This is a genomic window from Shinella sp. M31 (genome assembly GCF_049199205.1).
Lineage (GTDB): Bacteria > Pseudomonadota > Alphaproteobacteria > Rhizobiales > Rhizobiaceae > Shinella.
In genome coordinates this window covers 33,677-59,397 of the sequence record NZ_JBLZPH010000097.1, presented here as the reverse complement: position 1 = coordinate 59,397, position 25,721 = coordinate 33,677, and the positions used below count along the sequence as shown (strand labels likewise).

Sequence of the window (25,721 nt, the reverse complement as noted above, 5' to 3'; positions counted from 1 at the left end):
GCCCGAGGATGACGACGGTGGGTGTGGAAAAGGCCCGCCGCTCAAGCCGGCTTTTCGATGCCCGGCATGGGCTTCAGCTTGCTCATCAGCGCACCATAAGGCAGCAGCATGACGATGCCGACCAGTACCTTCACGCTGAAATCACCGAGCGCCCAGGAAATCCAGCGCGGGGCCTCGGCGGTCAGAACACCGAGGATCGGCGCCCATTCGATCGCAAACGCATCGTTCGGGCCGAAGACCGAAAAGACCGGTGCGAAAGCGAAGGAGAAGAAGATCAGCGTATCCAGCACCGAGCCGAACAGTGAGGCGAAGAGCGGCGCGCGCCACCAGGTCTGCCGCCGAAGCTGGTTGAAGACCGAGATATCCAGCAACTGGCCGAACAGGAAGGCCGAACCGGAGGCGATGGCGATGCGCGGCGAGGCGACGGCGAAGGAGAAGACCACGGCGACCAGGAAACCGGCGGCAACGACGCGACGCGCGATGCGCGGGCCGAACTGGCGGTTGGTGAGGTCGGTGATGAGGAAGGCGACCGGATAGGTGAAAGCACCATAGGTCAGGAGGTCGCCGAGATTGATGCCGAGCAGCGTGCCCGAAAGCGGGTACTGCACCAGCACGTTGGAGGCGACGACGACGGCCGTCATCAGGAGGACGTAAAGAAGGGTAATGCGGTTCGCTAGCATTTTTTTATCCTGGGTGATGCCACCAGTTGGAGTGCTCTGGACAATTTTGAAACGATGCCTCGCCCGAAATTGCGTGATGTCAGCGCAAAGCATTGAGGCCTGCCCGGAACCCGGTCAAGCCTCAATGAAAACGATCTGGCTTAAGGCCTGAAATCAGGCGGCAGCAGCAGCGGTCTTCTTGGCGATCTGGCGGCGCAGCAGACGAGCGCGCATCGACAGTTCGTTTTCTTCAGCCTTCAGGAGGAAGGCATCGAGACCACCGCGGTGCTCGACGGTACGCAGAGCAGCAGCGGAAACGCGAAGACGGAAACGCTGGCCGAGGGCATCGGAAATCAGCGTGACACTGCACAGGTTCGGCAGGAACCGGCGCTTCGTCTTGTTGTTTGCGTGGCTCACATTGTTGCCCGACTGGACGCCCTTGCCGGTCAATTCGCAACTACGGGACATGGTACACCTATTTTTTCTTGGTTCTGGACAATACGTTTCCGGCACCGAAACCGGCCGCAGTCCATCTGGCCTTTTTGAGAAGTCGCGGTTCTATAGTCACACTCACCAGCGACGTCAAGCCAAACCTGCCGTTCAGTCTGAATTCAGTTGCCAAAAGCCATGATTTGCAGGCAATAGCAACGATATCAGGATTGGGCCGCGGCGTAGAATCGCCGCATTGGCCGATTAGGCGGAGCGTCTCAATGGGAGTCGTCAGGATGAACGGGCAGAGTTGGATTGCTGGGGCGGCCCTGTCGCTTCTCTCTGTAGCAAGCGCAACACCCGCCGCCTCGGCCGAAATCGAGCATCGCACGGATTACAGCATCCGCCTTTCCGGCCTGCCGGTCGCGACGGCCACCTTCCGCTCGCAGTTCAACGGCGACCGCTACAAGATTTCCGGCAGCATGCAATCCGCGGGCCTCGCCGATATCTTTTCCAGCACGCGTGGCTCGACGTCGGTCTCCGGCGTCGTCAGCCATGGCCGGCTGCATGCCACCAGCTATTCCGTCGACTACAAGAGCGGCAAGCGCGGCCGCGCCATCGACGTGACCTTCCGAAACGGCAACGTCGTCACCGCCAGCATGACGCCGCCGCGCAAGAAGCCGAAGAACTGGGTTGCCGTTTCCAAGGCCGACATGCGCGCGGTGCTCGACCCGATCTCCGGCCTCATCATTCCCGCCAGCGGCCGCGTCTGCCCCAAGACGCTGCCGATCTTCGACGGTGAATCCCGCATGGACCTCAAGCTCAGCTCCAAGGGCACGAGACCCTTTTCCACCAAGGGCTTTCAGGGTGATGCTGTGGTGTGTGGCCTGCGCTTCATTCCGAAATCGGGCTATAAAAAAGGCCGCGACGACGTGGAATATCTGCGCAAGCTGAGCACGATGGAAATCTGGTTTGCCAAGGCCGACGGAGCAAATGTATATGCTCCCGTCTATGTGAAGATTCCGACCTCGCTCGGCCCTGTCACCGTCTCGGCCACGCGCTTCGGCGAATGACATTGCCCCACGGGGTCCGCCCCTTGGAGTGACCGGCCTTGAAGACGCGTGCAACCCTGATCGGCTTTACGGCGATCCTCATGTGGGCGCTGCTCGCCCTCTTCACCGCCGCCTCCGGAAAGATGCCGCCGTTCCAGCTTTCGGCCATCTGTTTCCTGATCGGCAGCCTGCCCGGCCTTTTCGTGCTGGCGGCCCGGCCCGAGCGCATCGCCAAGCTGAAGCAGCCGGCAAAAGTCTGGCTTACCGGCATTCTCGGCTTGTTCGGCTATCACTTCCTCTATTTCACCGCGCTGCGCAACGCGCCGGCCGTCGAGGCGAGCTTGATCGCCTATCTCTGGCCGCTGCTCATCGTCACCGGCTCGGCGCTTTTGCCCGGCGAGAGGCTGAAATGGAACCACGTGGTCGGCACCTTGCTCGGCCTTGGCGGCACCGCGCTCATCGTCGGCCGCAACGGTTTTGATTTCGACAGCGCCTATCTCATCGGCTACGGCGCGGCCTTCCTCTGCGCCTTCACCTGGGCCGGCTATTCGCTCGCCACGCGGCGCTTCGAGGCCGCCTCGACGGATGTCGTGACCGGCTTCTGCCTCGCCACCTCCCTGCTCTCGCTCCTCTGCCATCTGATGCTGGAAACGACCGTCTGGCCGCAGACGGGCTTCGAATGGCTCGCCGTCGCCGGCCTCGGCCTGCTGCCGGTGGGGGCTGCCTTCTATGTCTGGGATTTCGGCGTGAAGAACGGCGACATCCAGATCCTCGGGGCCGCAAGCTATGCCGCCCCGCTGCTCTCGACGCTGGTGCTGATCCTCAGCGGCTTTGCCGAGCCGTCCTGGAGCATCGGCTTCGCCTGCCTGCTCGTCACCGGCGGCGCGGTGCTCGCCGCCAAGGACATGATCCTTCGCAGACGCGCCGTGACCGCCTGAACCTCAGAAACGGTCTTTCCGCGCCCGGATTTCGGCAAAGACCTCCGCGTCGCTTGCGGCCTCCATGCCGAGATGGCGGCGGATTGCGGGATCGGCGGCGCGCAAGAAGGGGTTGGTCGCCTTTTCAAGGCCGATCGTCGTCGGCGCGGTAAAGGTCCCGGCCGCCCGCTGCTTCTCGATTTCGGCGACGCGGCTTGCCAGAGCGGCATTATCAGGATCGACCGTCAGGGCAAAGCGGGCGTTGGACAGCGTATATTCGTGCCCGAAATAGACTACCGTATCATCCGGCAGCTTTGCCAGGCGGCTCAAGGCATCCCACATCTGCGCCGGCGTGCCCTCGAACAGCCGGCCGCAGCCGAGCGCAAACAGCGTGTCGGCGGCAAAGAGCAGCCTCTCTTCCGGCAAATGGAGGCAGATATGGCCGAGCGTATGGCCCGGCGTCAGAATGACCTCCACGCGCCGGCCGGCGAATTCGAATACGTCGCCGCCATCGACCTTGCGATCGATGCCGGGAATACGCTGCGCCTCGCGGGCCGGGCCGATGATCTCGGCACCGAAGCGCTGCTTCAGCGCCAGATTGGCCTCGACATGGTCGTTGTGATGATGGGTGGTCAGGATATGGCTGAGCGTCCAGCCGCGGCGTTCCAGCGCATCGAGAATGGCGCCCTCTTCCGGTGCGTCGATGCTTGCGGTCGCACCGGAGACCGGATCGTGCAGCAGCACGCCGAAATTATCGCTGCGGCAGGCAAAGAGGTCGATTTCCAAAGGGGTCATGGCTTGGTCCTCGCATAAGGCGTTCGGGTTTGGCGCGAATGTACGGCAATCGACCTTGAAGTCCACCGGGCCATCGCTAACATCTTTTCCATGCATGCAGACATCGTCGACCTCCGCGAATTCTACCATTCCCCGCTCGGCCGCCTCGCCGATCACTCGATCTCCATGGCGCTGGCCTCGCTCTGGGCGCGCCTGCCGGACGAGCGGCTGGTCGGGCTGGGTTATGCCGTGCCCTATCTCGAGCGCTTCCGCGCCGATACCGAGCGCACCTTCGCCTTCATGCCGGCCGGCCAGGGCGCGGTAAACTGGCCGCCGTCGGAACTGTCCTCGACGGCGCTAGTCTTCGACGAAGAACTGCCCTTGCCGGATGCGTCGGTCGACCGCGTGCTGATGGTGCATTCGCTGGAATTCGCCGAAAACCCGCGCGAGACGATGAAGGAATTGTGGCGCGTGCTGGCGCCCGGCGGGCGGCTCGTCATCGTCGTGCCAAACCGGCGCGGCGTCTGGGCCCGCATGGAGCACACGCCTTTCGGCTCGGGCCGGCCCTATTCGCGCGGCCAGCTGACGGCCCTGCTGCGCGAGACCAATTTTACGCCCGGCGCCAGCGCCGAGGCGCTGTTCTTTCCGCCGTCCAAACTGCGCAGCGTGCTGAAACTGCGTGGCGTCTTCGAGAAGATGGGGCGTATGCTCTGGCCGATGTTTTCGGGCGTCATCGTCGTGGAGGCCCAGAAGCGGCTCTATCAGGGCCTGCCCGTCGCCGCCCGCGCCTCGCGCCGGGTCTTCGTGCCGGTACTCGCCCCGCAGGGTGTGCCGACGACGCGCGACCGCGCAAAACGCTGATCCCCTCGACAAAGCCGGGCCTGCCCGCTAGAGCGGACGGAACCACGGCAAGGGAAGAAGACGCATGACGGATGGACATTTCGACAAGATCACATTGATCGGCATCGGCCTCATCGGCTCGTCCATCGCGCGTGCCGTCAAGGCGAAGGGCCTCGCCAAGACCGTTACGATTTCCAGCCGCAGTCAGGAGACGCTGGACCGTGCGCAGCAACTGGAACTCGGCACCGACTATGTGCACGATGCCGGCAAGGCCGTCGAAGGTGCGGATCTCGTCATCGTCTCGGTGCCGGTCGGCGCCTCGGGCAAGGTGGCGGAAGAGATCGCGCCCCACCTGAAGCCGGGCGCCATCGTCACCGATGTCGGCTCCACCAAGGCCTCCGTCGTGGCACAGATGCTGCCGCATATCCCGAAGGGCGTGCATTTCATTCCCGGCCACCCGCTCGCCGGCACGGAGCATTCCGGCCCCGATGCGGGCTTTGCCGAGCTCTTCCAAGGCCGCTGGTGCATCCTCACCCCCGTTCACGGCACGGACAAGGACGCCAAGCGCAAGCTCGCCGCCTTCTGGGAGGCGCTCGGCTCGAAGGTCGACGAGATGGATACGGAGCACCACGACAAGGTGCTGGCCATCGTCTCGCACCTCCCGCATATCATCGCCTACAACATCGTCGGCACGGCCGACGATCTTGAGACGGTGACAGAATCCGAGGTCATCAAATATTCGGCCTCGGGTTTCCGCGATTTCACGCGCCTGGCCGCCTCCGACCCGACCATGTGGCGCGACGTCTGCCTGCATAACAAGGATGCCATCCTCGAAATGCTCTCACGCTTTTCCGAGGACCTCGCCTATCTGCAGCGTGCCATCCGCTGGGGTGACGGTGAAAAGCTCTTCGACCTCTTCACGCGCACCCGCGCCATCCGCCGTTCGATCATCGATGCCGGCCAGGATACGGCGGCACCGAACTTCGGCCGTCCGGTCGAAGACAAAACGAGCTGAGCAATTTCAGTAAAAGTGCGCAGCGGTTTTGCGGCCGGAATTACGAAAAACCAAAGGACCAGTTCAGAAGGGCGGGATGAAGGCGATCGGGAAGAGCCCGAGATAAACCGTCCCATCCTCGACCTTGAGCTTTACCACCGCCCGGTCGTTGCCCTTTGACAGGCCCTCGATGGCCTGCGCCACCTGCGCCGCCGTCTCGGCGATTTCGGGGAAGGCTTCGGAAATCCGGTCCCGCCAGACCGTGATGCCTGCGATGTCGAGATCGAGCGTGCCGGAAAGATACCCGTTATCGCCGACCTTCAGCGGGCCGGACAGCGTCATCACCTTGCCGTCGCCCAGATCGAGCGACAGCCGGCGCAGCTCCGCACTTGCGCCCAGCGGCGCGTCGGCCGGCGGTCCTTCGGCGGAAATCCACCGGGCGGCGTCGGCGATCGTCATGTCGAGCGCGACATCGAGCGGCGGCAGGACGCGATCGCCGAGATCGAGCGAGAGCGCATCGAACGAGGCGGCGACATCGAGTGCCGCACCGGACTGGCGAATGTGCTTTTCCCCATGGGTGGCGGCAATACCGAGCGAAATACCCTCGGAAGGCACGTTCAGCCTGCCCTTCAGCCCGTCATAGGCGACGGAGGCGCGGTCGAGACCGTCAGTCCAGGCCGTGGCGCTGGCATGGAGCAGGTCCCAGTCCGCATCGAAGACCAGATCGGGCGTAATGCGCACCTGTGCGGGGCCGTCCAACTCCAGAACCGCATGCCCCGGCCGGTAGACCTGAGCGGCCGACCGCAGGGCGCCGAACGTCGCCGACAGGCCGGTCGCCCGATCGTCGAAGGCGACCGAATCGCAGAACAGGCCGATGCGGAACGGGAAGCCGCGCACGTCGAGATGGCTGCACGAGGCCGAATGCAGGCCCTGTCCGGAGGCGGCAAGCTCCCGGTCGAGCGTCGTCTTCACCCAGCTTGCGGCATAGAACCACCCGCCCGTATAGAGCGCCAGGACGACAATAACGGCAACGGCGAGCCGGATCATTTTGCGCGTGATGCCGGAAGCATCCGTGCGGCTTGACGATGCCATGATGTTCTCCAATGGTGACGGATGTGATTTGCCCGCTTGCGCGACAAAGCTGGCAATTGCGGCGGCTTTTAGAGAGTTGATGCTTGTGACGGTGGATATGAACGAATTCTGGGTGTTCGGCTACGGATCGCTGATGTGGAATCCGGGATTCGAATTCGAGGAACGACAGCCTGCCCATCTCTTCGGCTTCCGTCGGTCGCTCTGCGTGCGCTCCTGGGTGCATCGCGGCACCGAGGAGAAACCTGGCCTCGTACTGGGCCTCGATCGCGGCGGCTCCTGCCGTGGGGTGGCCTTCCGCGTCGCGCCGGAAAACCGGGACGCCGTGACCGACTATCTGCGCGAGCGCGAACTGGTGACCCATGTCTACAAGGAGCGCAGCCTGCCGGCGACGCTCGGCGACGGGCGGCGCGTCACGACCCTCGCCTATATCTGCGACCGCGCCCATCACCAGTTCGCCGGCTCCATCACGGTCGAGGAGGCCGCTGCGACCGTTAGTTCCGCGGCCGGCAAATCCGGCCATAACATCGACTATGTACGCAACACGCTGGCGCATCTGCGTGAAATGGGGATTCGCGACCATTGGCTGGAGGATGTCGGCCGCAAGGCGGATATGCTCACCGACCGCGCGACGGCCTGATCAGGCCGTCCGAGCCTTCAGCTCCGCCAGGCGCGCCACAGCGGTGGGCGGCAGCGGCAGCGTTGGGTTCGCCTCGACGGTCTCCACCAGCAGGCGGTCGCTTGCGGTTTCCACGACGTCGATGAGATGGGCGAGGAAGGCATCCGGCTCCATGCCGGGCTGGATCGCCGGCAGGATCTGCACCTTGAAATGGCCGGGATAGCGCATCGTCGTGCGCCGCGGCCAGAACAGGCCGGGATGCATCACGACGGGCACGACTGGCACCTTGAGGTCGCGGTAAAGGCGGGCGATACCGTATTTGTACTCCGGAGCGGCCCCCGGCGGGCGGCGCGTGCCTTCGGGATAGATGATGAGCTGGCGCCCGGTGCTCATCTCGGCCTTGGTGCGCGCCATCATGGCGGCCATGGCCTTGCCGCGCGCGCCACGATCGACCGGCACCATACGCTGTTTTTTCAGATAGAGCCCGAACAGCGGAATCCACGTCAGTTCCCGCTTCAGGATATAGAGGGGATCGTCAAGCCAGGGCAGCGGCGCATAGGCATCCCAGAAGGACTGGTGCTTCGGCGCGAAGATATAGGCCCCCTTGGGGATGTTCTCCAGGCCCTCGACTTCGAAGGTCGTGCCGACGATCTTGGCAAAGAGCCAATGGTTGCTGCGTGCCCAGTTCTTGGCGATGACGAAGGCCTTCTTGCGCGGCAGCAGGAAATAGGCCGGCGTCATGATGATCATCTGTCCGATGAGGTTCATGTAGAAGAGGGTGTTGAAGAGCACGGAGCGGAAAGCGATCATCGGGCGGCCTGTCTGCGGAACGGTCTTTTCCGCCTACACGATATTGCCGGTCGGGGAAACTCCCGTCGGAGGAACTCAGCCGCCCGACATGCCCGCCAGGTCGCCCCTGAGACCCGACCAGCTGCGGGCGCCCGCCATGGCGCGCACACGCGCCAGCGTGTATTTCAGATATTCCGACAGCATGGCCTTCACGACGCCCGGCTGGCGCAACCAGTTGCCATTTCTCAGATCCGTATTGACGACCGGATAGGCGATGAACTCGGTCTGGGGATCACTGACCTCCAGTTCCAGCAGGCTGCGCGGCATGTGGTAATTGTTGGTGACGACGAGCACGCGCCGGAAACGGTGATCGTTGATCCAGCGTGCCGTCTCGTTGGCATTGCCGATCGTATCCACGGCGTCGTAGCCGATATCGACGCAGCATTCGAAGAGGGTCGACGAGCTTTGCGTGAGCTTGCGCAGCTGGTTGCCGCTCGTCGTGGGATTCACGCCCGAAATCAGCAGCCGCTCGCCGGCACCGCGCTTCAGAAGGCCGATCGCGTGGTCGATCCGCTGGTAGCCGCCGGTCAGCACGACAATGGCATCGGCTTTCGGATCCCGCGGCGCTTCGAGTGCGGCGACCGTTTCGGCAAAATGCAGGAAGCCGGCCAGGAGAACGGCAGCGCCGAGAATGAACAAGGCTAGCAGCACGCGCACGGCGATGCGGATGGGGCTCTTGCGCCGCCGCCCGCCCGCCTGTGGCCGGGTGCCGTCCGACGGCCCCGTCTTTGCCCGTTCCAACCCGCTCATGACAGCGTCCATAGAATCCGATTGCGGCAACGGCGAGCCCGTTTCGCGGCGATGGTTCGGCTGCGGCAGGTCATGTGTCTGGCAGCTGATCGGTGCGCGACGGATCGGAGCGGATCTGGTCGATCTCGTGGATCGTTCGCATGACGGTGAAGCGGGCCGTCAGCGTGGTGAGAAGCGCGATGACGACGATGGTCGCGGCGATGCCGAGATAGCCTGTCAGCCCCATGGAAAAGGAGCCGAACAGCGCGGTCGCCTGGTCGCTCTGCGGTGTGGCTATCGAACGCCCCTGCCAGAAACCCGCGACGGCAAAGAACAGTGCCGCCAATGCCCCGCCGGCGACCGAACCCTTGAGGCTGATCTTGAGAAAGTGCTTCTGGAACTCCGAAGCGACGAAGCCGGCTTCCGCGCCGACGAAATGCAGCACCTCGACGATGTGGCGATTGCCCGACAGGGCACCACGCGTCGCAAAGACCACGGTCAGCACCATGGCCGAGAAGACGAGAACCAGCACGCCCGTGCCTATGAAGGCCGTCGTGCGCGCCATGGCGACGAGACGGTCGACCCAGGTGCGGTGATCGTCGAGGAAAGCCTGCGGCACCTTGGCCGTCAGCGCCTTGCGCATCGCCGTAAAATCCGGCGGGCTCTGTTCATCGATGGTGACGATGACGAGGCGCGGCACCGGCAGTTCGTCGAGGTTGAGCCCGGCGCCGAGCCAGGGTTCGAGCAACCGGGCCGTAGCCTCACGATCGACGATCGTGCCGTCGCGCGTGCCGGAGAAGGTGAGCGCCAGATCGCGAACATCCTTCAGCGCCTGCTCCATGTCGAGATCGTCGTCCGGCTTGATCTGGATGGTGACCTCGCGGGAAATCTGGCTCTGCCAGCTCGCCGCCGTGGCGCGCACCATGCTGACGGCACCGAAGGTGAGGCAGGCGAGGAACGCCATGATGGCGATGACGGCCATCAGCGCATTGCCGGAAACGTTCGAGGGCGGAACGATGGGCGCCGTCGGGCGCACCTTCATTTCCGGCCGGCGGGCGGCTTGGCCTTCGTGAGCGGTCTCGCGGGGGGCGTCAGTCATAGATGTCGAGCCGCCCCTGCGAGAGGATCATGCGCCGCGCCTCCACCTGATCCATCAGCGAAAGATCGTGGGTGGCGATGACGACGGCCGTACCGAGCCGGTTGAGCTCGAGAAACAGGCTGAGCAGGCGCTGCGCCATCGGCGGATCGACATTGCCGGTCGGTTCGTCGGCAAGAAGCAGCTCCGGCCGGTCGATGAGGGCACGCGCGATCGCCGCACGCTGCTTTTCCCCGCCGGAGAGCACCGGCGGCAGCACATTGATTCGCTCGCCGAGGCCGACCCATTTCAGAAGCTCCAGCACATCGGCCTTGTAGCTCGATTCCTCCTTGCCGCGCACACGCAGTGGCAGAGCGACGTTCTCGTAGGTCGTCAGATGGTCGAGCAGCCGGAAATCCTGGAAGACGATGCCGATGCGCCGGCGCAGCATGGGCAACTCGTCGCGCGGAATGGTGGAGACCTCCCGATCGAAGCTGCGGATGATGCCGCGCGTCGGCTGCAGCGACAGGAAGAGCAGGCGCAGCAGCGTCGTCTTGCCGGCACCCGATGGGCCGGTCAGGAACTGGAAGGACCGGCGCGGAATATCGAAGGTCAGGTCGCGGAGGATTTCCGGCCCCATCCCGTAGCGCAGTCCGACATTTTCGAAGTGAATCAAGGGTCAATCCGGTTTCTAAGAGCGTTCACCTGAGCGCATGGCGCCATCCTAGCGGATGTCGCAGAGGAAAGCGGCTCTTTCACGGTCAGGTTTCCGAAGCATTAACCAGTATGGTTTACGTTTCGTAAGGATTTCATTCAATGCCCGACTTTTCGCCCCTGATTTTGCGCGGAAACGGGAAGCGGGGAGTTCGCGATGAACGCCTTCAGAGCAAAACGCGAGGCGAAGGGCCGGATCGACCTCCTGCCACCCGAACCGAAGACGCCGGTGGAAAAACACGCGCGCCGCGCGCCCGCACGGCTTGAAGTGGTCGATGCCGATTTCGTGGTGATCCGCAGTGCCACCGCCCGCACCTCCAATGACAATGTCCGTCCGCAACGCACGGCGCGGGAACCCATTCTCGCGCAACACGTGCTGTTGCAAATCGCCACGACGGGCACGCGGCTTTGCGAGGCAGGCCTACAGCTGCTTTCCGGCCGCGCCTTTGCCGGCCTCGTCGCCACGCTCTTCATTTTCGTCTTCGCCTATGCCGGCGGCTTGACGGCCTTGCGTGCGGCGCTGCCGGCCAGCAGCCCCGAAGCCACCCTTCGCATCACCGACGTCATCACCACCATCGACGATCGCAACGGCATGAAGGTGTTGGCCGTCTATGGCCGCCTCCACAACGGCACCGAGACGGCGCAGGCCGTGCCGGCGGTCGATATCGTCCTGGAGGGCGCCGGCGCGCCGGTGCATCGCCGCGTGGCGCTGGAAACGGGCACGCTTGCCCCCGGCGCCAGCGAACACTTTGCGCTACGCATACCGCATGGCGGCGGAAAAGTGCCGAAAGTCTCGGTTTCGCTTGCTGGCGAGGGTGCGCCGGTCGACTGACTGTGCTAAGCGGCACCTTTGTTTCTGCGCAGATTGCGGCCCGCTGAGCCCCTGCGCCACCAAGGAGCCGCCTCGCGATGCAGATTGTCCGCGGAAAGAAGATCGAAACGCTTTATGACGCCGGGCAGATCGCCAAGCGCAACGAAGAGCTCGCCGCGCAGATCGCCGCCGGCCCGACAAGCGACCTCCTGGTCATCGCCGTCCTCAAGGGCTCCTTCATCTTCGCCGCCGACCTGACGCGCGCCCTGCACGCCGCAGGCCTTGCGCCGGAAGTCGAGTTCATCACGCTCTCCAGCTACGGCACCGGCACGGTCTCGCAGGGCGTCAAGGTCATCAAGGACATCGACAGCGACGTGCATGGCCGCGATATCCTGCTGATCGACGACATCCTCGAATCCGGCCGCACGCTGAGCTACGCCAAGGAACTGATGTACGAGCGCGGTGCGCGCAACGTCACCATCGCTGTGCTGCTCGACAAGCGCGAGAAGCGCAAGACCGATCTCGAGGCCGATTATGTCGGCTTCGAGTGCCCCGACCATTTCGTCGTCGGCTACGGCATGGACGTCGCCTATGCCTTCCGTGAACTGCCCTTCGTCGGCGTCGTGACGGGCGACGCGGAGTAAGCGCCTCCAATTTCCCCTATCGGCCGTTTACCGATCGACAAGGAAAGTCTGGTCTTTTCATCGAAGCCGCTGCGCCGGAATGAACCGCTTCGCAGCGTTGCACTTTGATGGCGTGCATCCTGCGATGCACACGGGACACGGGCCGGATGGACGGCCGAAGGGGAACCGATGGCGAAGATTCTGATCACCGAAGACGAGGATTCGCTGCGTATCTTCGTGGCACGCGCGCTCAGGCTGGATGGCCATGAGACCGTCGAGGCGCCGGATGGCGCGGCCGGCCTCGATGCCCTCACCGACGGCGGCTTCGACCTGCTGCTTTCCGATATCCGTATGCCCGTCATGGATGGCATCGAGCTCGCCCACAAGGCATCCGCCGCCCACCCGGCGCTGAAGATCCTGCTGATGACCGGCTATGCCGACCAGCGCGAACGTGCCGACGACCTCTCGCAGAAGATCGTCGATGTCGTCAGCAAACCCTTCAGCCTGCCGGATATCCGCCGCGCCGTCGCCTTGGCGCTCGCCGCCTGATCCTTCGATAGATATAGGACGCGGCGGCCCTCAGCGAATGCCGAGCAGCCGCTCCAGATAATCCCGCTCGAAGCCCGGTGACGTGCCGGTACCGAGCCGGCGACGAATCTCGTCGAGAATTTCGCGGGCACGCTGGATGTCGATTTCCTCGGGGATCTTCGTCGGCCCGCCGAAATCGGGGCCTTGGCCATTGACGTTGCGCTCGCGGCCAAGCGGGTCTCGGCCATTGCGGCCGGCCTGCGGCATGCCTTCGCCCGGTCCCTGGCCCTCGCCCATCGCCTGCATCTGACTCATCATGCTCTGCGCGCCCTGGCGCAACGCTTCCAGCGCCCGGCCCTGGCTGCCGACGGCGGGTTCGCCCTGACCGTCACCGAGCGCTTCGGAGGCGCCCTTCATCTCGCGCCCAGCCTTGCCGAAACCTTCGCCCGGATCGAGGCCCATATCCTTCAGGCCCTTCTGGACCTCGCCAAGCTGCTTGCCGAGCCCATCCTGCTGCGCCTTCAGGTTCTTCAGTGCCTGCTGCAACTGTTCGGCGGTCATCTGGTCTGTCGAAGGCTGGCCGGCGCCATTGTCGCCCGGTTGTTGCTGCTTCTCACCCTCTTCGCCCGGCATCGGATCACCGCGCTGCTGTCGGTCACGCAGCGCCTGATCGAGTTTGAACGTCTCTTCCATCAGCTTCTGCTGCTGCTGCATCAGCTGGCCGAGCTTGTCCATCTGCTGGCGCATGGCATCGTTCTGCTGCCCTTGCTGCCCCTGTTGCGGACGGCCGGCCTGCAGATTGTTCATCATGCGCTGGAGTTCGGACAGCATTTGCTGCGCCTGATCCTTGGCGCCGGAGCGGGCCAGATTCTCGATCTGGTCCATCATGCGCTGCAGATCCTGCTGGCGCAGCACCTGGCCCTGCTGCTGGGCATTCTGCTGCATCTGGCCGTTCTTGGCCGCCTGCTTGGCAAGCTCCTGCATATAGGCCTGCATCGCCTCACGCAGTTCCTTCATCAGGCCGGCGATCTCCTCGTCCGAGGCATTTCGCTCCAGTGCTTCCGACAGCGCCTTCTGCGCCTCGCGCAGGCGACGGTCGGCGAGCGAAAGATTGCCGTCCTCGATGCCGAGCGCGATCTCCCAGAGATAGTCCGCCGTCTCGCGCATCTGGTCGTCGGTGCGGGCAAGCTTCATGCGCGCAGCGGCCGATTGGATGAGCAGATAGTGCGTGAGATTCGGGATCGTCTCTTCCGGACGGATCGTCAGCGCCTCGTTGAGCGCGATGGCAAACGGCAGCTGGTTCGCATCGAGCGCAAAAACCTGCCGCTGTTCGGCAACGGCGGCGGCGAGCCGCTCGAAGAAGGTCTTGGCCGGCAGGATCATCTCGACCGGCTGGCTGCGCCCCTCCTGCCCCGCCGCATCCTTGGCGACCAGCGTGATCTTGACGCGCTTGCCGGAGAGCGGGTGTTCGGAAAGATTGCGGCTCGTCGTGCCCTTGGCCTCGCGCGCGCTTCGGCGCGGCAGGTCGAGACGGTATTCCGGCAGCGGATAGAGCGGACGCGCGTCCTTCGCTTCCTCGACCGGCACGATTTCGGCTCTCGCTTCCTGAAGCCCGTAATCGTCCTTGGCGATGAAGCTGATTTCGAGCGCGGCGGCGACCGTCTTCTTCGGAATGCCGTCGAAGGCGATCTCCGGCACGCGGTCCGGAATGACGCCGAAGGTCCAGGTCCGGTCACCGACCGTGAGCGTGCCGTCCTTCAATATCTTGTAGTGCATGGTCTTGGCGCCGGCCACCGCCGCGACATCGGCCTTCTGCGGGCTCTTGGTATCGCCGGCCTTCTCGTCCTTCGGCTTGTCTTCGTCGGGGCGGATTGCCGTCACGTCCTTCTCGCCCGTGACCTGATAGCCAACCGCCTCGTTGCCGCCACCCGTCACGCGCACGGTGAGTTCGCTGAACTGCGGTATGCGGATTTCGCCCTTGGCCGGCTCGTCCGCAACGCCCTGCCCGTTGCCGGTCAGGAAGACCGGCGCGCGCGACGTATGCGCCGGCGGCGTCACCCAGGCATCGATCCGCACATTCGGCGCCGATTCAGCCGGCGCGCGGAAGGACACGACATCGGTCAGCAGGCCGCCGCGATTGGAATAGGAGAAGGCGAAGGCGATGACGACGAGGAGCACCGGAATGGCGCGCAGCGCATGGCGGTCGTAACGCGCGATGTCAGGCTCGGGCGCACCGATATGCAGCGAACTGACGAGCCGCGCCATACGAGCCTGATGCTCGCGCCACAGCGCTTCGGCAAAGGCATCGCCGCCCGCCGGCCGGTCGTTCTGCACGCGGATCGCCTGATGGGCGAGCGCATTGCGCGTCTCCAGCATGCGGTAGGCATTGTCGGTTGAGGGCCAGACAAGACCGCGCAGCCGCAAGAGAAGCGCGACGAGGCCGAGCGCAAAAGCGACAAGCGTCGCGATATGCAGCCAGGCCGGCACGTAGCGGAAATAGCCGAACCAGGTCAGCGCGAGGAAACCGGCCACGAGCAGCAGGATCGGCAGGAGCCGCGGGGCGAATGCTTCCAGATAAAGAACGGTCTGGGCGGCAAGGCGTTTGCCCGCAAGCCGGCGTGCCAGCGGATTGCCGCCTGCCCCCGCCTTGCGCTGCTTTTCAATCGCCATCGTTTACCGCTCTCCGCATGTTGTCACGGCCTGAAGGATAACACGCTTTGTGGCGAAGACGAGGGCGCGCGCAAAATCGTGACCGCGCGCCACAGGTTTGTCAGGCAAGCCAGGCCGGGATCGAATCGAGGCCGATCAGCTCGTCGTAGGAAAGACGCGGGCGAACGACATGGAATTCCGCGCCGTTGACCAGCACCTCCGGGATCAGCAGACGGCTGTTGTAGGTGCCGGCCTGCACCGCGCCATAGGCGCCCGCCGAACCGACCGCGATGAGATCGCCCGGCTTCGGCTGCGTCATCTCGCGATCCTGCGCCAGATAATCGCCCGTCTCGCAGACCGGGCCGACGACATCGGCGCGGATGCGCGGCGCGTTCGCCGCCGAGATGACGACCGGCTGTACCTCGTGCCACGCTTCGTAGAGCGTGGGGCGGATGAGGTCGTTCATCGCAGCATCGACGATGACGAAGGTCTTCTCACCGCCATCCTTCACATAGATCACCTCAGTGACGAGGATGCCGGCATTGCCGACGATCAGCCGGCCGGGCTCCGTGACGATCTTGCAGTTCAGGCCCTTGAGCTGGTTCTTGACGATCTCGGCATAGGCGTCCGGCAAGGGCGGCGGCGTGTTGTCCGTCTTGTAGGGAATGCCGAGACCGCCGCCGACATCGACATGATCGATCGTATGGCCATCGGCGCGCAGCGTATCGACCAGTTCGCGGAGCAGCTTGAAAGCATCCTCGAAGGGCTGCAGCTCGGTGATCTGGCTGCCGATGTGCATGTCGATACCGGTGACCTGGATGCCCGGTAGGCTGGCGGCGCGGGCATAGACGGTGCGGGCGCGCTCCCAGGAAATGCCGAACTTGTTTTCCTTCTTGCCCGTCGAAATCTTGGCATGGGTGCGGGCGTCGACATCGGGATTGATGCGGAAGGAAACGTGCGCGACCTTGCCGGCCTTCACGGCGCGGGCGTTCAGCACCTCCAGCTCCGGCTCGGATTCGACATTGAAGCAATAGATGCCGGCTTCCAGCGCCAGATCCATCTCGCGCGGCGTCTTGCCGACGCCGGAGAACATGATGCGCGAGGCAGGCACGCCGGCGGCGAGCGCCCGGCGCAATTCGCCTTCCGAGACGACGTCGATGCCGGCGCCGAGCTTCGCCAGCGTCTTCAAGACCGCCTGGTTAGAATTCGCCTTCATCGCATAGCAGACCATGGCATCGACACCGTCGAAGGCCTTGGAGAAGACCTTGTAATGGCGCTCCAGCGTGGCCGTCGAATAGACGTAGAAGGGCGTGCCGACCGCCTTGGCGATTTCAGGAACCGGCACGTCCTCCGCATGGAGAATGCCGTCACGATGCTCGAAATGGTTCACGGTTGCTGATCTTTCAAAGAAGGGGATCGAGAACGAAGGGCTTGTCTTCGACCTGCTCGACCTTCTTGCCTTCGGCATTCGTCTTGAAGACCGGCTTGGCGCCACCCGGCAGGTCGAGATCGCCCTTGCGGCCGCAAGCGGTCAGCACCGCCGCGGAAAGGCCGAGCACAAGAGCCAGCCTGCCGATATCGCTGAGTGTCATGAAACGTTCCCTGGAATTGCCGGTGGGCCTAATCCTTAGCGAATTCGCCCGCCCTTGTGCACCCTTAATCTAATGATGAGTCCTGCAAGCCCTTTGATCAGTTGCGCTGCCGCCACCAGGCGATCTGCTTCCTGACCTCCGACGGCGCCGTGCCGCCATAGCTCTTGCGGCTGGCGACCGAAGCCTCGACCGTCAACACGTTGAAAATGTCTGCGGTGATCGCCGCATGGATCGCCTGAAGCTCGTCCAGCGTAAGCTCGGCAAGGTCGCAGCCCTTGCTTTCGGCGAGTGCTACGGCGCGGCCGGTGACATGGTGGGCGTCACGGAAGGGCAGGCCCGCCTCGCGCACCAGCCAGTCGGCAAGGTCGGTGGCGGTGGAATAGCCGGAACCGGCCGCAGCCTTCATCCTGTCGGTACGGATGGTCATGTCGCGCACCATGCCGGTCATCGCGGCAATAGCGAGTTCCAGGCTTTCGGCGGCGTCGAAGACCTGTTCCTTGTCTTCCTGCATGTCCTTGGAATAGGCGAGCGGCAGGCCCTTCATGACGGTTAGAAGCGCGATCAGCGAACCGTTGATGCGGCCGGTCTTGGCGCGCACCAGCTCGGCGGCATCGGGATTCTTCTTCTGCGGCATGATGGACGAGCCGGTCGAGAAGGCGTCCGACAGGCGGATGAAGCCGAACTGCGGCGTAGACCAGATGACGATTTCCTCCGCCAGGCGCGACAGGTGGACCGAGGCGATGGCGGCAATCGACAGGAATTCCAGCGCGAAGTCGCGGTCGGAAACCGTATCGATGGAATTGCGGGTCGGCTCGCGGAAGCCAAGTGCCTTGGCCGTCATGTGACGGTCGATGGCGTAGCCGGTGCCGGCAAGGGCCGCCGCGCCGATCGGGCTTTCGTCGAGATGCTCGATGGCGTGGCGCACGCGCTGGCGGTCACGGCCGAACATTTCGACATAGGCCATGCAATGATGGCCGAAAGTGACGGGCTGCGCCGTCTGGAGATGGGTGAAGCCGGGCATGACGGTTTCGGCATGCTCTTCCGCGCGGTCGAGGAAGGCTGATATCAGGCCGGTCAGCGCCTTCTCGGTCTTCTGCAGCTCTTCCTTGACCCACAGGCGGAAATCGAGCGCCACCTGGTCGTTGCGCGAGCGGGCGGTGTGCAGGCGGCCGGCGGCGGGGCCGATCAGCGTGGCAAGCCGCGCCTCGACATTCATATGAATGTCTTCGAGCTTGCGCGAGAATTCGAAATTGCCGCTTTCGATCTCTGACAGGATCGTGTCGAGACCGTGAACGATCTTTTCCTTATCCTCGGCCGAAATGATGCCCTGATGGGCGAGCATTTCGGCATGCGCCTTTGAGCCGCGGATGTCCTGGGCATAAAGCTTCTTGTCGAAGCCGATGGAGGCATTTATCTCCTCCATGATTGCATCCGGTCCCGAGGCGAAGCGGCCGCCCCACATCTGGTTCGAGGATTTCGTCTCGGAAGTGCCGTCTGCCATGGGTGCCTGCCTGGAAAAGTGTCCTGGAGAATGAAATGTCAGTGAAGAAGACCCTCGGCCTGCCGGCAGGAAAGCTCATCGCCATTGCCGGCCTTGCCGGACTTCTCGCCGGTGGTGCTGCGATATACGTGAAGGAGAGCCTGTCTGGCAATGCCACGGGCGCCGTCGCATCGGCTGATCCCGCCGCCTGCCCGCTCGCCGCCGCCAAGGCCGAGGCCATCACGCCCTTCTCGAAGGGCCAGGTCGCCGCCATGCGCACGGTCGATGAACACCGGGCGCTGCCCGATCTCGTCTTCGACGGTCCCGACGGCAAGAAGAAGACGATCGCCGATTTCGCCGGCAAGACCCTGCTCGTCAATCTCTGGGCGACGTGGTGCGTACCCTGCCGCGAGGAAATGCCGGCGCTCAACGCACTGCAGAAGGACCTCGGCTCCGATAAATTCGAGGTGGTCGCCATCAACATCGACACCGGTGATGACGAGAAACCCAAAACCTTCCTCGACGAAACCAAGGTGCACGATCTCGGCTACTACCGCGATGCCTCGATGGGCGTCTTCAACACGCTGAAGAAGGAAGGCCTCGCCTTCGGCCTACCCGTCACGCTGCTGATGGACGACAAGGGTTGCCTGATCTCCGCCATGAACGGCCCCGCCGCCTGGGACAGCGAGGACGCCAAGGCGCTGATCAACGCGGCACTGGCAAGCCCGAAGAGCTGATCTCACGCCGCCGCATAGACCCGGGGCCGGCGGATCTGGAGGAAACCCGCCTCGCCCTTGCGATGCGGGAATTCCGGCGCGGTATCGAATTCCACCGGCTGGCCGCTCACGGTCATCGCCAGCACGCGGCGCGAATCCGGCCGGTCGATGACCCGCACGATCTTCGCCGCAATGCCCTGCCCGTCCTCGCGCCAGGTCACGTCGGCCGGGCGGAACAGGATCTGTCCGCCGCCATCGGCAATACCGTCAGCCTCGAAGGCGACGTCCTCGACATAGGCCTTGCCGCCACGGATATCCGCGTCCAGCCGGTTGGCGTCGCCCAAAAAGTTCATCACGAAGGCATCGGCCGGGTTGCGGCACACCGCCTCCGGCGTGCCCTGCTGCACGATCCGGCCCTTGTTGAGGATGACGACGCGGTCGGCAAGATCGAGCGCCTCCTCCTGGTCGTGCGTGACGAAGAGCGTGGTGATGCCAAGCTCGTCATGGATCTTTCGCAGCCAGCGGCGCAGGTCGCGCCGGACATTCGCATCAAGCGCGCCAAAAGGCTCGTCGAGCAACAGCACGCGCGGATCGACGGCAAGCGCACGGGCAAGCGCCACACGCTGGCGCTGGCCGCCGGAAATCTGGCCGGGGAAACGGTCCTTGAGGCCGCTCAGCTGCACGAGATCCAAGAGTTCCTTGACCCGTTCGGCAATCGCCTGCGGCGAGCGCTTCACCTTGGAGACCTTCATGCCGAAGGCAATGTTCTCGCCGACGGTCATATGCGGGAAGAGTGCGTAATGCTGGAAGACGAAGCCGACACCGCGGTCGCGCACCGGGATATCCGTCGCATTCTCCGCGCCGAAATAGATCGCGCCGCCATCGGCATATTCAAGACCGGCGACCATGCGCAGGATGGTCGTCTTGCCGGAACCGGAGGGGCCGAGCAGCGCGACCAACTCGCCGCTCTCAATATCGAGCGAGACGCCGTGCACGGCGCGGAAGGTCTCGAATTCCTTGACGACGTTGTCGAGGCGGATTTTCAAGGGCTTACCTCCGGAGTGATGCTGTCGGCGCCCGCAAGAGCGGAGGGGCGCTGGACGCGGCCCGCACCCTGCCGCTCCAGTGCCACCTTGGCGATGAGCGTGACGATGGCGAGGCCGGCGAGAATGGATGCGGCGGCAAAGGAACCGGCCGCGTTGTAATCGTGATAGAGCAGCTCGATATGCAGCGGCAGCGTGTTCGTCTGCCCGCGGATATTGCCCGAGACGACGGAAACCGCGCCGAACTCGCCCATCACGCGCGAATTGCACAGAACGACGCCATAGAGCATCGCCCATTTGATGTTCGGAAGCGTGACGGAGAAGAAGGTGCGCCAGCCGCTGGCGCCGAGCGACGTCGCCGCTTCCTCCAGATCGCGCCCCTGCGCCTGCATCAGCGGGATCAGCTCGCGCGCCACGAAGGGCGCCGTCACGAACATGCTGGCAAGCACGATGCCCGGCAAGGCAAAGAGGATCTTGATCTCCGCCGCCTGGAGCGCATGGCCGAACAGGCCCTGCAAGCCATAGACGAAGAGATAGGAGACACCCGCGACGATGGGCGAGACCGAGAAGGGGATCTCGATGATCACGGTGAGCAGCCGCTTGCCCCAAAAATCATGTTTGGTGATCGCCCAGGCTGCAGCAACGCCGAAGGCCGTGTTGATGGGCACGGCGATCAGCGCGGTGACGACCGTCAGCATGATCGCGTGGCGGGTATCCGGATGTGCGATCGACGCGCCGAAATAAACGACACCCTTGGAAAAGGCCTCGACCCCGATGACGACGAGCGGCGCGACGATCATCAGCCCGACGAGCAGGAGGACGATGGTCAGCAGCACGCGGCGGAAGATCTTGTTGTCGCCGACGCGCGGCGGTTTGCCCTTGCCCTGATGCGCCATGATCAGCCCCTCGCCGTATAGCGCAGGGCGCGGGCCTGCATGAGATTGGTAATGGCGAGCATGACGAAGGCCGTCAGCAGCATGACGGAGGCAATCGCGGCTGAGGCCGGATAATCGTATTCCTCAAGCCGGATGAAGGCGAGCAGCGCGGTGATCTCCGTCGAGAACGGCTGGTTGCCGGCGATGAAGATGATCGCGCCGAATTCGCCGAGGCTGCGCGCGAAGGACAGCGACACGCCGGCCAGAAGCGCCGGCGTCAGAAGCGGCAGGATGACGCCGAAAAAGATCGAGAGATCGCTGGCGCCCAGCGTCTGCCCCGCCTCCTCCAGCGCCGGATCGAGCTCTTCCAGCACCGGCTGCACCGTGCGCACGATGAAGGGGATACTGGTGAAGCTCATGGCGACCATGATGCCGAGCGGCGTATAGGCGACCTTGATGCCGATGAGTGACAGCGGCCCGCCGAACCAGCCGTTGGCGGCAAAGAGCGTCGTCAGCGCAATGCCCGCGACGGCCGTCGGCAGGGCGAAGGGCAGATCGACCAGCGCATCGACGAGGCGGCGGCCGGGAAAGCTGTAGCGCACCAGAACCCAGGCGAGCGCCATGCCGAAGAACAGGTTGAACACCGTCGCGACGAGCGCGCAGACCACCGTCACCCGGTAGCTGGCGACGGCGCGGTCCGAGGAGACGATGCGCCAGTAATCCTCCGGCCCGAGGCTTGCCGCCTTGAACACGAGCGCAGCCAGCGGCAGCACCACGATGATGGCCACATAGACGAGGGTGATGCCGAGCGCGAGCGGCAATCCAGGCAGTACACGCCGTCTCAAGACACGGCTTCCTTTCTCATGGAAACAACCGGCGGGCTTTGGCCCGCCGGTTGTCGGAACAACGATGTCGAGAGATCAACGGCTGCCGTAGATCTTGTCCAGCGTGCCGCCTTCGGCGAAATGCTCCTCGGAAATCTTCTTCCAGCCGCCGAAAACGTCGTCGACATTCACCAGGCGGATCTCCGGGAACTGATCCTTGAACTCGGCGGCGACCTTCTCGTCATGCACGCGGTGGCCGAATTCGGCGGCGATCTTCTGACCCTCGGGCGCATAGAGGAAATCGAGATAGGACTTTGCCAGGTCACGGCTGCCATGGGCATCCGCCACCTTGTCGACGATGGCGACCGGGAATTCGGCGAGCAGCGAGACCGAGGGCACGACGCTCTGGAACTTGTCCTCGCCATACTGCTTGGCGATCGCCTTAGTCTCGGCTTCGAAGGTGATGATCACGTCGCCGATCTCGCGCTCGACGAAGGTCGTCGTCGCCGCGCGGCCGCCGGTGTCGAAGACCGGCACGTTGTCGAAGATCTTCGTGATGAAGGCCTCGACCTTGGCCGGATCGTTCTTGAAGGCTTCCTTGGCATAGGCCGTGGCGGCCAGATAGGTGTAGCGCGCATTGCCCGAGGTTTTGGGGTTCGGGAAGATGACCTTTACATCGTCGCGGGCCAGATCAGACCAGTCCTTGATGTTCTTCGGATTGCCGGCGCGAACGAGGAAGGACGGGAAGGAGTAGAACGGTGAGGCATTGTTCGGGAACTTCTGCTGCCAGCCCTGGGTGACGAAACCGTTCTTCACGAGGAAATCGATGTCGGTGACCTGGTTGAAGGTCACGACGTCGGCCTCGAGGCCTTCGACGATAGCGCGCGCCTGCTTGGACGTACCGCCATGCGACTGGTCGATGGTGACGCCGGGATGCGCCTTCACGAACGCCTCGTTCTCGGCCGCAAACAGTTCGCGCGCGACGTCATAGGAAGCGTTCAGAAGCTTGTCGGCGGCATGTGCGGCGGGAGCGGCCAGGCCGAGAAGGGCCACGCCGAGAAGGAGCAAACGTTTCATCTGAAATCCCCGAATGAAATTGAATTCGGCCAGACAATAGCGGCGGGATCAACACCATCCGAGGCATGACCTGCCGCCACACCGGCGACAGGCGAAACATTTTTCCGCAAAAGGCTTTAGACGAGGAATCGGGTCGAGTTAGCGGGTCGGAACCGGAACGTCGCCGCGATAGTCGTAGAAACCGCGGCCGGACTTGCGGCCGAGCCAGCCGGCCTCGACATATTTCACCAGGAGCGGGCACGGACGATACTTCGAATCGGCCAGGCCGTCATGCAACACCTGCATGATGGACAGGCAGGTATCCAGCCCGATGAAATCGGCAAGCTGCAACGGACCCATCGGGTGGTTGGCGCCGAGCTTCATCGCGGTATCGATGGCATCCACCGAGCCGACACCTTCGTAAAGCGTGTAGATCGCCTCGTTGATCATCGGCAGCAGGATGCGGTTGACGATGAAGGCCGGGAAATCCTCGGCGACGGTGATCGTCTTGTCGAGCGCCGTGACGAATTCCTTGGCGGCCGCGAAGGTCTTTTCCTCGGTCGCGATACCGCGCACGAGCTCCACCAGCTTCATGACCGGAACCGGGTTCATGAAATGAATGCCCATGAAGCGCTCCGGCCGGTCGGTGGCGGAGGCAAGGCGGGTGATGGAAAGCGACGACGTGTTGGTGGCGAGGATCGCCTCCGGCTTCAGCACGGAACAGACCTGCGCATAGATCTTGCGCTTGACGGTCTCGTCTTCCGTGGCCGCTTCGATGACGAGGTCGGCGTCGGAGAGATCGTTGATGTCGGCGGAGCCCTTGATCAGCGCCATCGCCTTCTTGCGCTCGTCCTCGGTCATCTTGCCGGAGGAAACCTGGCGGGCGAAATTGCCGTTGATCGTGGCAAGGCCGGTCTCGATGCGCTCGGGCGACAGATCGTAGATATGGACCTTGTAGCCGGCGACGGCCGCGACATGCGCGATCCCGCACCCCATCTGGCCCGCACCCACAATACCGACGTTCTTGATCATAGCGCCCATGGCCCCATTCTTTGCGCCCGCAGCGCAGGCAAAAAAACACCGGGCCGGTCAGGCCGGCCCGGTGAAGTGATAAAGGCACGCGACGACTTTTTCCAGTGAAATCATCGTCGCACAAGCCCCGACCTTAGGTCAGGCTCAAAGCGCCTTCTGCAATTCCGGCAGGGCTTCGAAGAGGTCCGCGACGAGGCCGTAGTCGGCGACCTGGAAGATCGGTGCTTCCTCGTCCTTGTTGATCGCAACGATCACCTTACTGTCCTTCATGCCGGCCAGATGCTGGATCGCACCCGAGATGCCGCAGGCGATATAGAGCTGCGGCGCGACCACCTTGCCCGTCTGCCCGACCTGCCAGTCGTTCGGCGCATAGCCCGCATCGACGGCCGCGCGGGAGGCACCGACGGCGGCACCCAGCTTGTCGGCGACCGGCAGGATGACCTCCTGGAACTTTTCCGACGAGCCCAGCGCGCGGCCGCCCGAGATGATGATCTTGGCAGAGGTAAGCTCCGGACGGTCGGAGGAGGACAGTGCATCCTTGACGTGGGTCGAGAGGCCCGGGTTCGCTGCGGCCGCGATCGTCTCGACGGACGCGTTTCCGCCCTCGCCGGCAGCGGCGAAGGACGCCGTGCGCACGGTGATCACCTTCTTGGCGTCGGTGGACTGAACCGTCTGGATGGCATTGCCCGCATAGATCGGACGCTTGAACGTGTCGGCACTGACGACCTCGACGATCTCCGAGACCTGCGCGACATCGAGCAGGGCGGCAACGCGCGGCAAAACGTTCTTGCCGACCGAGGTCGCCGCCGAGACGATGGCATCGTAATTGCCGGCCAGCGACACGATGAGTGCCGCCAGCGGTTCGGCGAGGTTGTTGCCGAGGCTCGCATCGTCGGCGAGCAGCACCTTGGAGACGCCCGAGAGCTTTGCAGCCGCATCGGCCGCGGCCTTGGCGCCGGAGCCGGCGACGAGCACATGCACGTCCGAACCGATCTTCGCAGCTGCCGTCAGCGCCTTGGCGGTCTGGTCGGAAAGGCTAACATTGTCGTGGTCTGCCAGAAGAAGAATGGCCATGTTCGTAATCTCCTCAAATCTTCCGGATCAAAGCACGCCGGCTTCGGTCTTGAGCTTTTCGACCAGCTCGGCGACCGACTTGACCTTGACGCCCGCCTTGCGGCCCGACGGCTCCTCGGTCTTCAGCACCTTCAGGCGCGGGCTCGTATCGACGCCGAAATCGGCCGGCGACTTCTTGTCGAGCGGCTTCTTCTTCGCCTTCATGATGTTCGGCAGCGAGGCATAGCGCGGCTCATTCAAGCGAAGGTCCGTCGTGACGACGGCCGGAAGCTTCACCTCGATGGTCTGGAGACCGCCGTCGACTTCGCGCGTCACCTGGGCGGAACCGGAACCGATCTCTACCTTGGAGGCGAAGGTCGCCTGCGCCCAGCCGAGCAGCGCCGACAGCATCTGGCCGGTCTGGTTGGAATCGTCATCGATCGCCTGCTTGCCGACGATGATGAGGCCCGGCTGTTCGGCGTCAGCAACACCCTTGAGGATCTTGGCGACCGCCAGCGGCTCGACGGCGTCGTCCGTCTCGACCAGCACGGCGCGGTCGGCACCCATGGCGAGCGCGGTGCGCAGCGTTTCTTCGGCCTTCGCCGGACCGATCGACACCACGACCACTTCCTCGGCCTTGCCGGCTTCCTTCAGCCGCAGCGCCTCTTCCACCGAAATCTCGTCGAACGGGTTCATCGA

Annotated in this window: 28 protein-coding genes; 9 read left to right on the top strand and 19 right to left on the bottom strand. The window is 63.9% G+C overall.

Translation table 11 applies throughout. From position 1 onward, the window contains the following. Positions 1 to 41: 41 nt before the first annotated feature. Together ACOZKU_RS17030 and rpmB are read right to left on the bottom strand one after the other, a co-directional pair. Complete coding sequence (locus ACOZKU_RS17030; RefSeq protein WP_421579857.1) at positions 42 to 680, bottom strand: VUT family protein; 639 nt, start codon at positions 678 to 680, stop codon at positions 42 to 44. A 153-nt stretch (positions 681 to 833) separates the two neighbouring features. Further along, positions 834 to 1,127: a 50S ribosomal protein L28 gene (gene rpmB, locus ACOZKU_RS17025; RefSeq protein WP_314089476.1), complete on the bottom strand. Its 294-nt coding sequence runs from the start codon at positions 1,125 to 1,127 to the stop codon at positions 834 to 836. A 257-nt stretch (positions 1,128 to 1,384) separates the two neighbouring features. On the opposite strand from rpmB, the gene ACOZKU_RS17020 reads away from it, so the two are divergent. Together ACOZKU_RS17020 and ACOZKU_RS17015 are read left to right on the top strand one after the other, a co-directional pair. Continuing rightward, entirely contained in the window at positions 1,385 to 2,161 is a 777-nt protein-coding gene (locus ACOZKU_RS17020) for a DUF3108 domain-containing protein (protein ID WP_421579856.1), read from the top strand. 38 nt (positions 2,162 to 2,199) lie between these two features. Further along, positions 2,200 to 3,078 carry a DMT family transporter gene (locus ACOZKU_RS17015; RefSeq protein WP_421579855.1) on the top strand — a complete coding sequence of 293 codons (879 nt, stop codon included), beginning with the start codon at positions 2,200 to 2,202 and terminating at the stop codon, positions 3,076 to 3,078. Between the two features lie 3 nt (positions 3,079 to 3,081). On the opposite strand, the gene gloB is transcribed toward ACOZKU_RS17015, so the two are convergent. Beyond that, positions 3,082 to 3,852, bottom strand: a complete 771-nt coding sequence (gloB, locus tag ACOZKU_RS17010) for a hydroxyacylglutathione hydrolase (protein ID WP_421579854.1) — start codon at positions 3,850 to 3,852, stop codon at positions 3,082 to 3,084. A 90-nt stretch (positions 3,853 to 3,942) separates the two neighbouring features. Here gloB and ACOZKU_RS17005 point away from each other — a divergent pair, with 90 nt between their 5' ends. Both ACOZKU_RS17005 and ACOZKU_RS17000 read left to right on the top strand, forming a co-directional pair. Then, a complete protein-coding gene (locus tag ACOZKU_RS17005; RefSeq protein ID WP_421579853.1) occupies positions 3,943 to 4,692 on the top strand; it encodes a class I SAM-dependent methyltransferase in 750 nt (249 codons plus the stop codon). A gap of 64 nt (positions 4,693 to 4,756) precedes the next feature. Beyond that, positions 4,757 to 5,686, top strand: a complete 930-nt coding sequence (locus ACOZKU_RS17000; RefSeq protein WP_314089490.1) for a prephenate/arogenate dehydrogenase family protein — start codon at positions 4,757 to 4,759, stop codon at positions 5,684 to 5,686. 63 nt (positions 5,687 to 5,749) lie between these two features. Here the strand turns inward: ACOZKU_RS17000 and ACOZKU_RS16995 are convergent, their stop codons facing one another. After that, positions 5,750 to 6,757, bottom strand: a complete 1,008-nt coding sequence (locus ACOZKU_RS16995; RefSeq protein ID WP_421579852.1) for a DUF2125 domain-containing protein — start codon at positions 6,755 to 6,757, stop codon at positions 5,750 to 5,752. Between the two features lie 85 nt (positions 6,758 to 6,842). Here ACOZKU_RS16995 and ACOZKU_RS16990 point away from each other — a divergent pair, with 85 nt between their 5' ends. Next, on the top strand, positions 6,843 to 7,394 hold the full coding sequence (locus ACOZKU_RS16990) for a gamma-glutamylcyclotransferase (RefSeq protein WP_421579859.1): 552 nt from the start codon (positions 6,843 to 6,845) through the stop codon (positions 7,392 to 7,394). Here ACOZKU_RS16990 and ACOZKU_RS16985 read toward each other — a convergent pair whose 3' ends face one another. The 4 genes from ACOZKU_RS16985 to ftsE form a co-directional block, all read right to left on the bottom strand. After that, positions 7,395 to 8,183: a lysophospholipid acyltransferase family protein gene (locus ACOZKU_RS16985; protein WP_421579851.1), complete on the bottom strand. Its 789-nt coding sequence runs from the start codon at positions 8,181 to 8,183 to the stop codon at positions 7,395 to 7,397. It lies immediately after the preceding gene. A 75-nt stretch (positions 8,184 to 8,258) separates the two neighbouring features. Then, on the bottom strand, positions 8,259 to 8,972 hold the full coding sequence (locus ACOZKU_RS16980) for a YdcF family protein (RefSeq protein ID WP_421579850.1): 714 nt from the start codon (positions 8,970 to 8,972) through the stop codon (positions 8,259 to 8,261). A 70-nt stretch (positions 8,973 to 9,042) separates the two neighbouring features. Beyond that, a complete protein-coding gene (locus tag ACOZKU_RS16975) occupies positions 9,043 to 10,050 on the bottom strand; it encodes a cell division protein FtsX (protein WP_421579849.1) in 1,008 nt (335 codons plus the stop codon). Then, the gene (gene ftsE, locus ACOZKU_RS16970) at positions 10,043 to 10,702 is read right to left on the bottom strand and encodes a cell division ATP-binding protein FtsE (protein ID WP_314089499.1); all 660 of its coding nucleotides are present in this window, start codon (positions 10,700 to 10,702) and stop codon (positions 10,043 to 10,045) included. The genes ACOZKU_RS16975 and ftsE overlap by 8 nt, the downstream gene beginning before the upstream one ends. Positions 10,703 to 10,897: 195 nt before the next feature. On the opposite strand from ftsE, the gene ACOZKU_RS16965 reads away from it, so the two are divergent. The 3 genes from ACOZKU_RS16965 (at position 10,898) to ACOZKU_RS16955 (ending at position 12,723) form a co-directional block, all read left to right on the top strand. Continuing rightward, the gene (locus ACOZKU_RS16965; RefSeq protein ID WP_421579848.1) at positions 10,898 to 11,572 is read left to right on the top strand and encodes a hypothetical protein; all 675 of its coding nucleotides are present in this window, start codon (positions 10,898 to 10,900) and stop codon (positions 11,570 to 11,572) included. A gap of 77 nt (positions 11,573 to 11,649) precedes the next feature. After that, positions 11,650 to 12,195, top strand: a complete 546-nt coding sequence (gene hpt / locus ACOZKU_RS16960; RefSeq protein WP_117371898.1) for a hypoxanthine phosphoribosyltransferase — start codon at positions 11,650 to 11,652, stop codon at positions 12,193 to 12,195. 168 nt (positions 12,196 to 12,363) lie between these two features. Continuing rightward, positions 12,364 to 12,723 carry a response regulator gene (locus ACOZKU_RS16955; protein ID WP_117371897.1) on the top strand — a complete coding sequence of 120 codons (360 nt, stop codon included), beginning with the start codon at positions 12,364 to 12,366 and terminating at the stop codon, positions 12,721 to 12,723. Positions 12,724 to 12,753: 30 nt separating this feature from the next. Here ACOZKU_RS16955 and ACOZKU_RS16950 read toward each other — a convergent pair whose 3' ends face one another. From ACOZKU_RS16950 to argH, 4 genes are all read right to left on the bottom strand, one after another. After that, positions 12,754 to 15,372: a TIGR02302 family protein gene (locus tag ACOZKU_RS16950; RefSeq protein WP_421579847.1), complete on the bottom strand. Its 2,619-nt coding sequence runs from the start codon at positions 15,370 to 15,372 to the stop codon at positions 12,754 to 12,756. Between the two features lie 100 nt (positions 15,373 to 15,472). Next, a complete protein-coding gene (gene lysA, locus ACOZKU_RS16945; protein WP_314089506.1) occupies positions 15,473 to 16,741 on the bottom strand; it encodes a diaminopimelate decarboxylase in 1,269 nt (422 codons plus the stop codon). 13 nt (positions 16,742 to 16,754) lie between these two features. Next, on the bottom strand, positions 16,755 to 16,943 hold the full coding sequence (lptM, locus tag ACOZKU_RS16940; protein ID WP_421579846.1) for an LPS translocon maturation chaperone LptM: 189 nt from the start codon (positions 16,941 to 16,943) through the stop codon (positions 16,755 to 16,757). Positions 16,944 to 17,040: 97 nt separating this feature from the next. Then, complete coding sequence (argH, locus tag ACOZKU_RS16935) at positions 17,041 to 18,444, bottom strand: argininosuccinate lyase (RefSeq protein ID WP_421579845.1); 1,404 nt, start codon at positions 18,442 to 18,444, stop codon at positions 17,041 to 17,043. Between the two features lie 35 nt (positions 18,445 to 18,479). Between argH and tlpA the strand changes: the two genes are divergently transcribed. Further along, positions 18,480 to 19,160, top strand: a complete 681-nt coding sequence (gene tlpA / locus ACOZKU_RS16930; protein WP_421579844.1) for a thiol:disulfide interchange protein TlpA — start codon at positions 18,480 to 18,482, stop codon at positions 19,158 to 19,160. Positions 19,161 to 19,162: 2 nt separating this feature from the next. Here the strand turns inward: tlpA and ACOZKU_RS16925 are convergent, their stop codons facing one another. The 7 genes from ACOZKU_RS16925 to ACOZKU_RS16895 form a co-directional block, all read right to left on the bottom strand. Next, positions 19,163 to 20,185: a sulfate/molybdate ABC transporter ATP-binding protein gene (locus tag ACOZKU_RS16925; protein WP_421579843.1), complete on the bottom strand. Its 1,023-nt coding sequence runs from the start codon at positions 20,183 to 20,185 to the stop codon at positions 19,163 to 19,165. Next, entirely contained in the window at positions 20,182 to 21,078 is an 897-nt protein-coding gene (gene cysW / locus ACOZKU_RS16920) for a sulfate ABC transporter permease subunit CysW (protein ID WP_421579842.1), read from the bottom strand. The genes ACOZKU_RS16925 and cysW overlap by 4 nt, the downstream gene beginning before the upstream one ends. Positions 21,079 to 21,080: 2 nt before the next feature. Continuing rightward, the gene (gene cysT / locus ACOZKU_RS16915; RefSeq protein WP_421579841.1) at positions 21,081 to 21,902 is read right to left on the bottom strand and encodes a sulfate ABC transporter permease subunit CysT; all 822 of its coding nucleotides are present in this window, start codon (positions 21,900 to 21,902) and stop codon (positions 21,081 to 21,083) included. A 75-nt stretch (positions 21,903 to 21,977) separates the two neighbouring features. Then, positions 21,978 to 22,958 carry a thiosulfate ABC transporter substrate-binding protein CysP gene (gene cysP, locus ACOZKU_RS16910; protein WP_421579840.1) on the bottom strand — a complete coding sequence of 327 codons (981 nt, stop codon included), beginning with the start codon at positions 22,956 to 22,958 and terminating at the stop codon, positions 21,978 to 21,980. A 138-nt stretch (positions 22,959 to 23,096) separates the two neighbouring features. Then, positions 23,097 to 23,978, bottom strand: coding sequence for a 3-hydroxybutyryl-CoA dehydrogenase (locus ACOZKU_RS16905; RefSeq protein ID WP_314089522.1), 882 nt, complete (start codon positions 23,976 to 23,978; stop codon positions 23,097 to 23,099). 135 nt (positions 23,979 to 24,113) lie between these two features. Next, positions 24,114 to 25,043 (bottom strand): electron transfer flavoprotein subunit alpha/FixB family protein, encoded by a 930-nt coding sequence (locus ACOZKU_RS16900; protein ID WP_421579839.1) that lies wholly within the window; start codon positions 25,041 to 25,043, stop codon positions 24,114 to 24,116. Positions 25,044 to 25,070: 27 nt separating this feature from the next. After that, on the bottom strand, positions 25,071 to 25,721 hold a 651-nt coding region (locus ACOZKU_RS16895), incomplete at its 5' end, for an electron transfer flavoprotein subunit beta/FixA family protein (protein ID WP_421579838.1).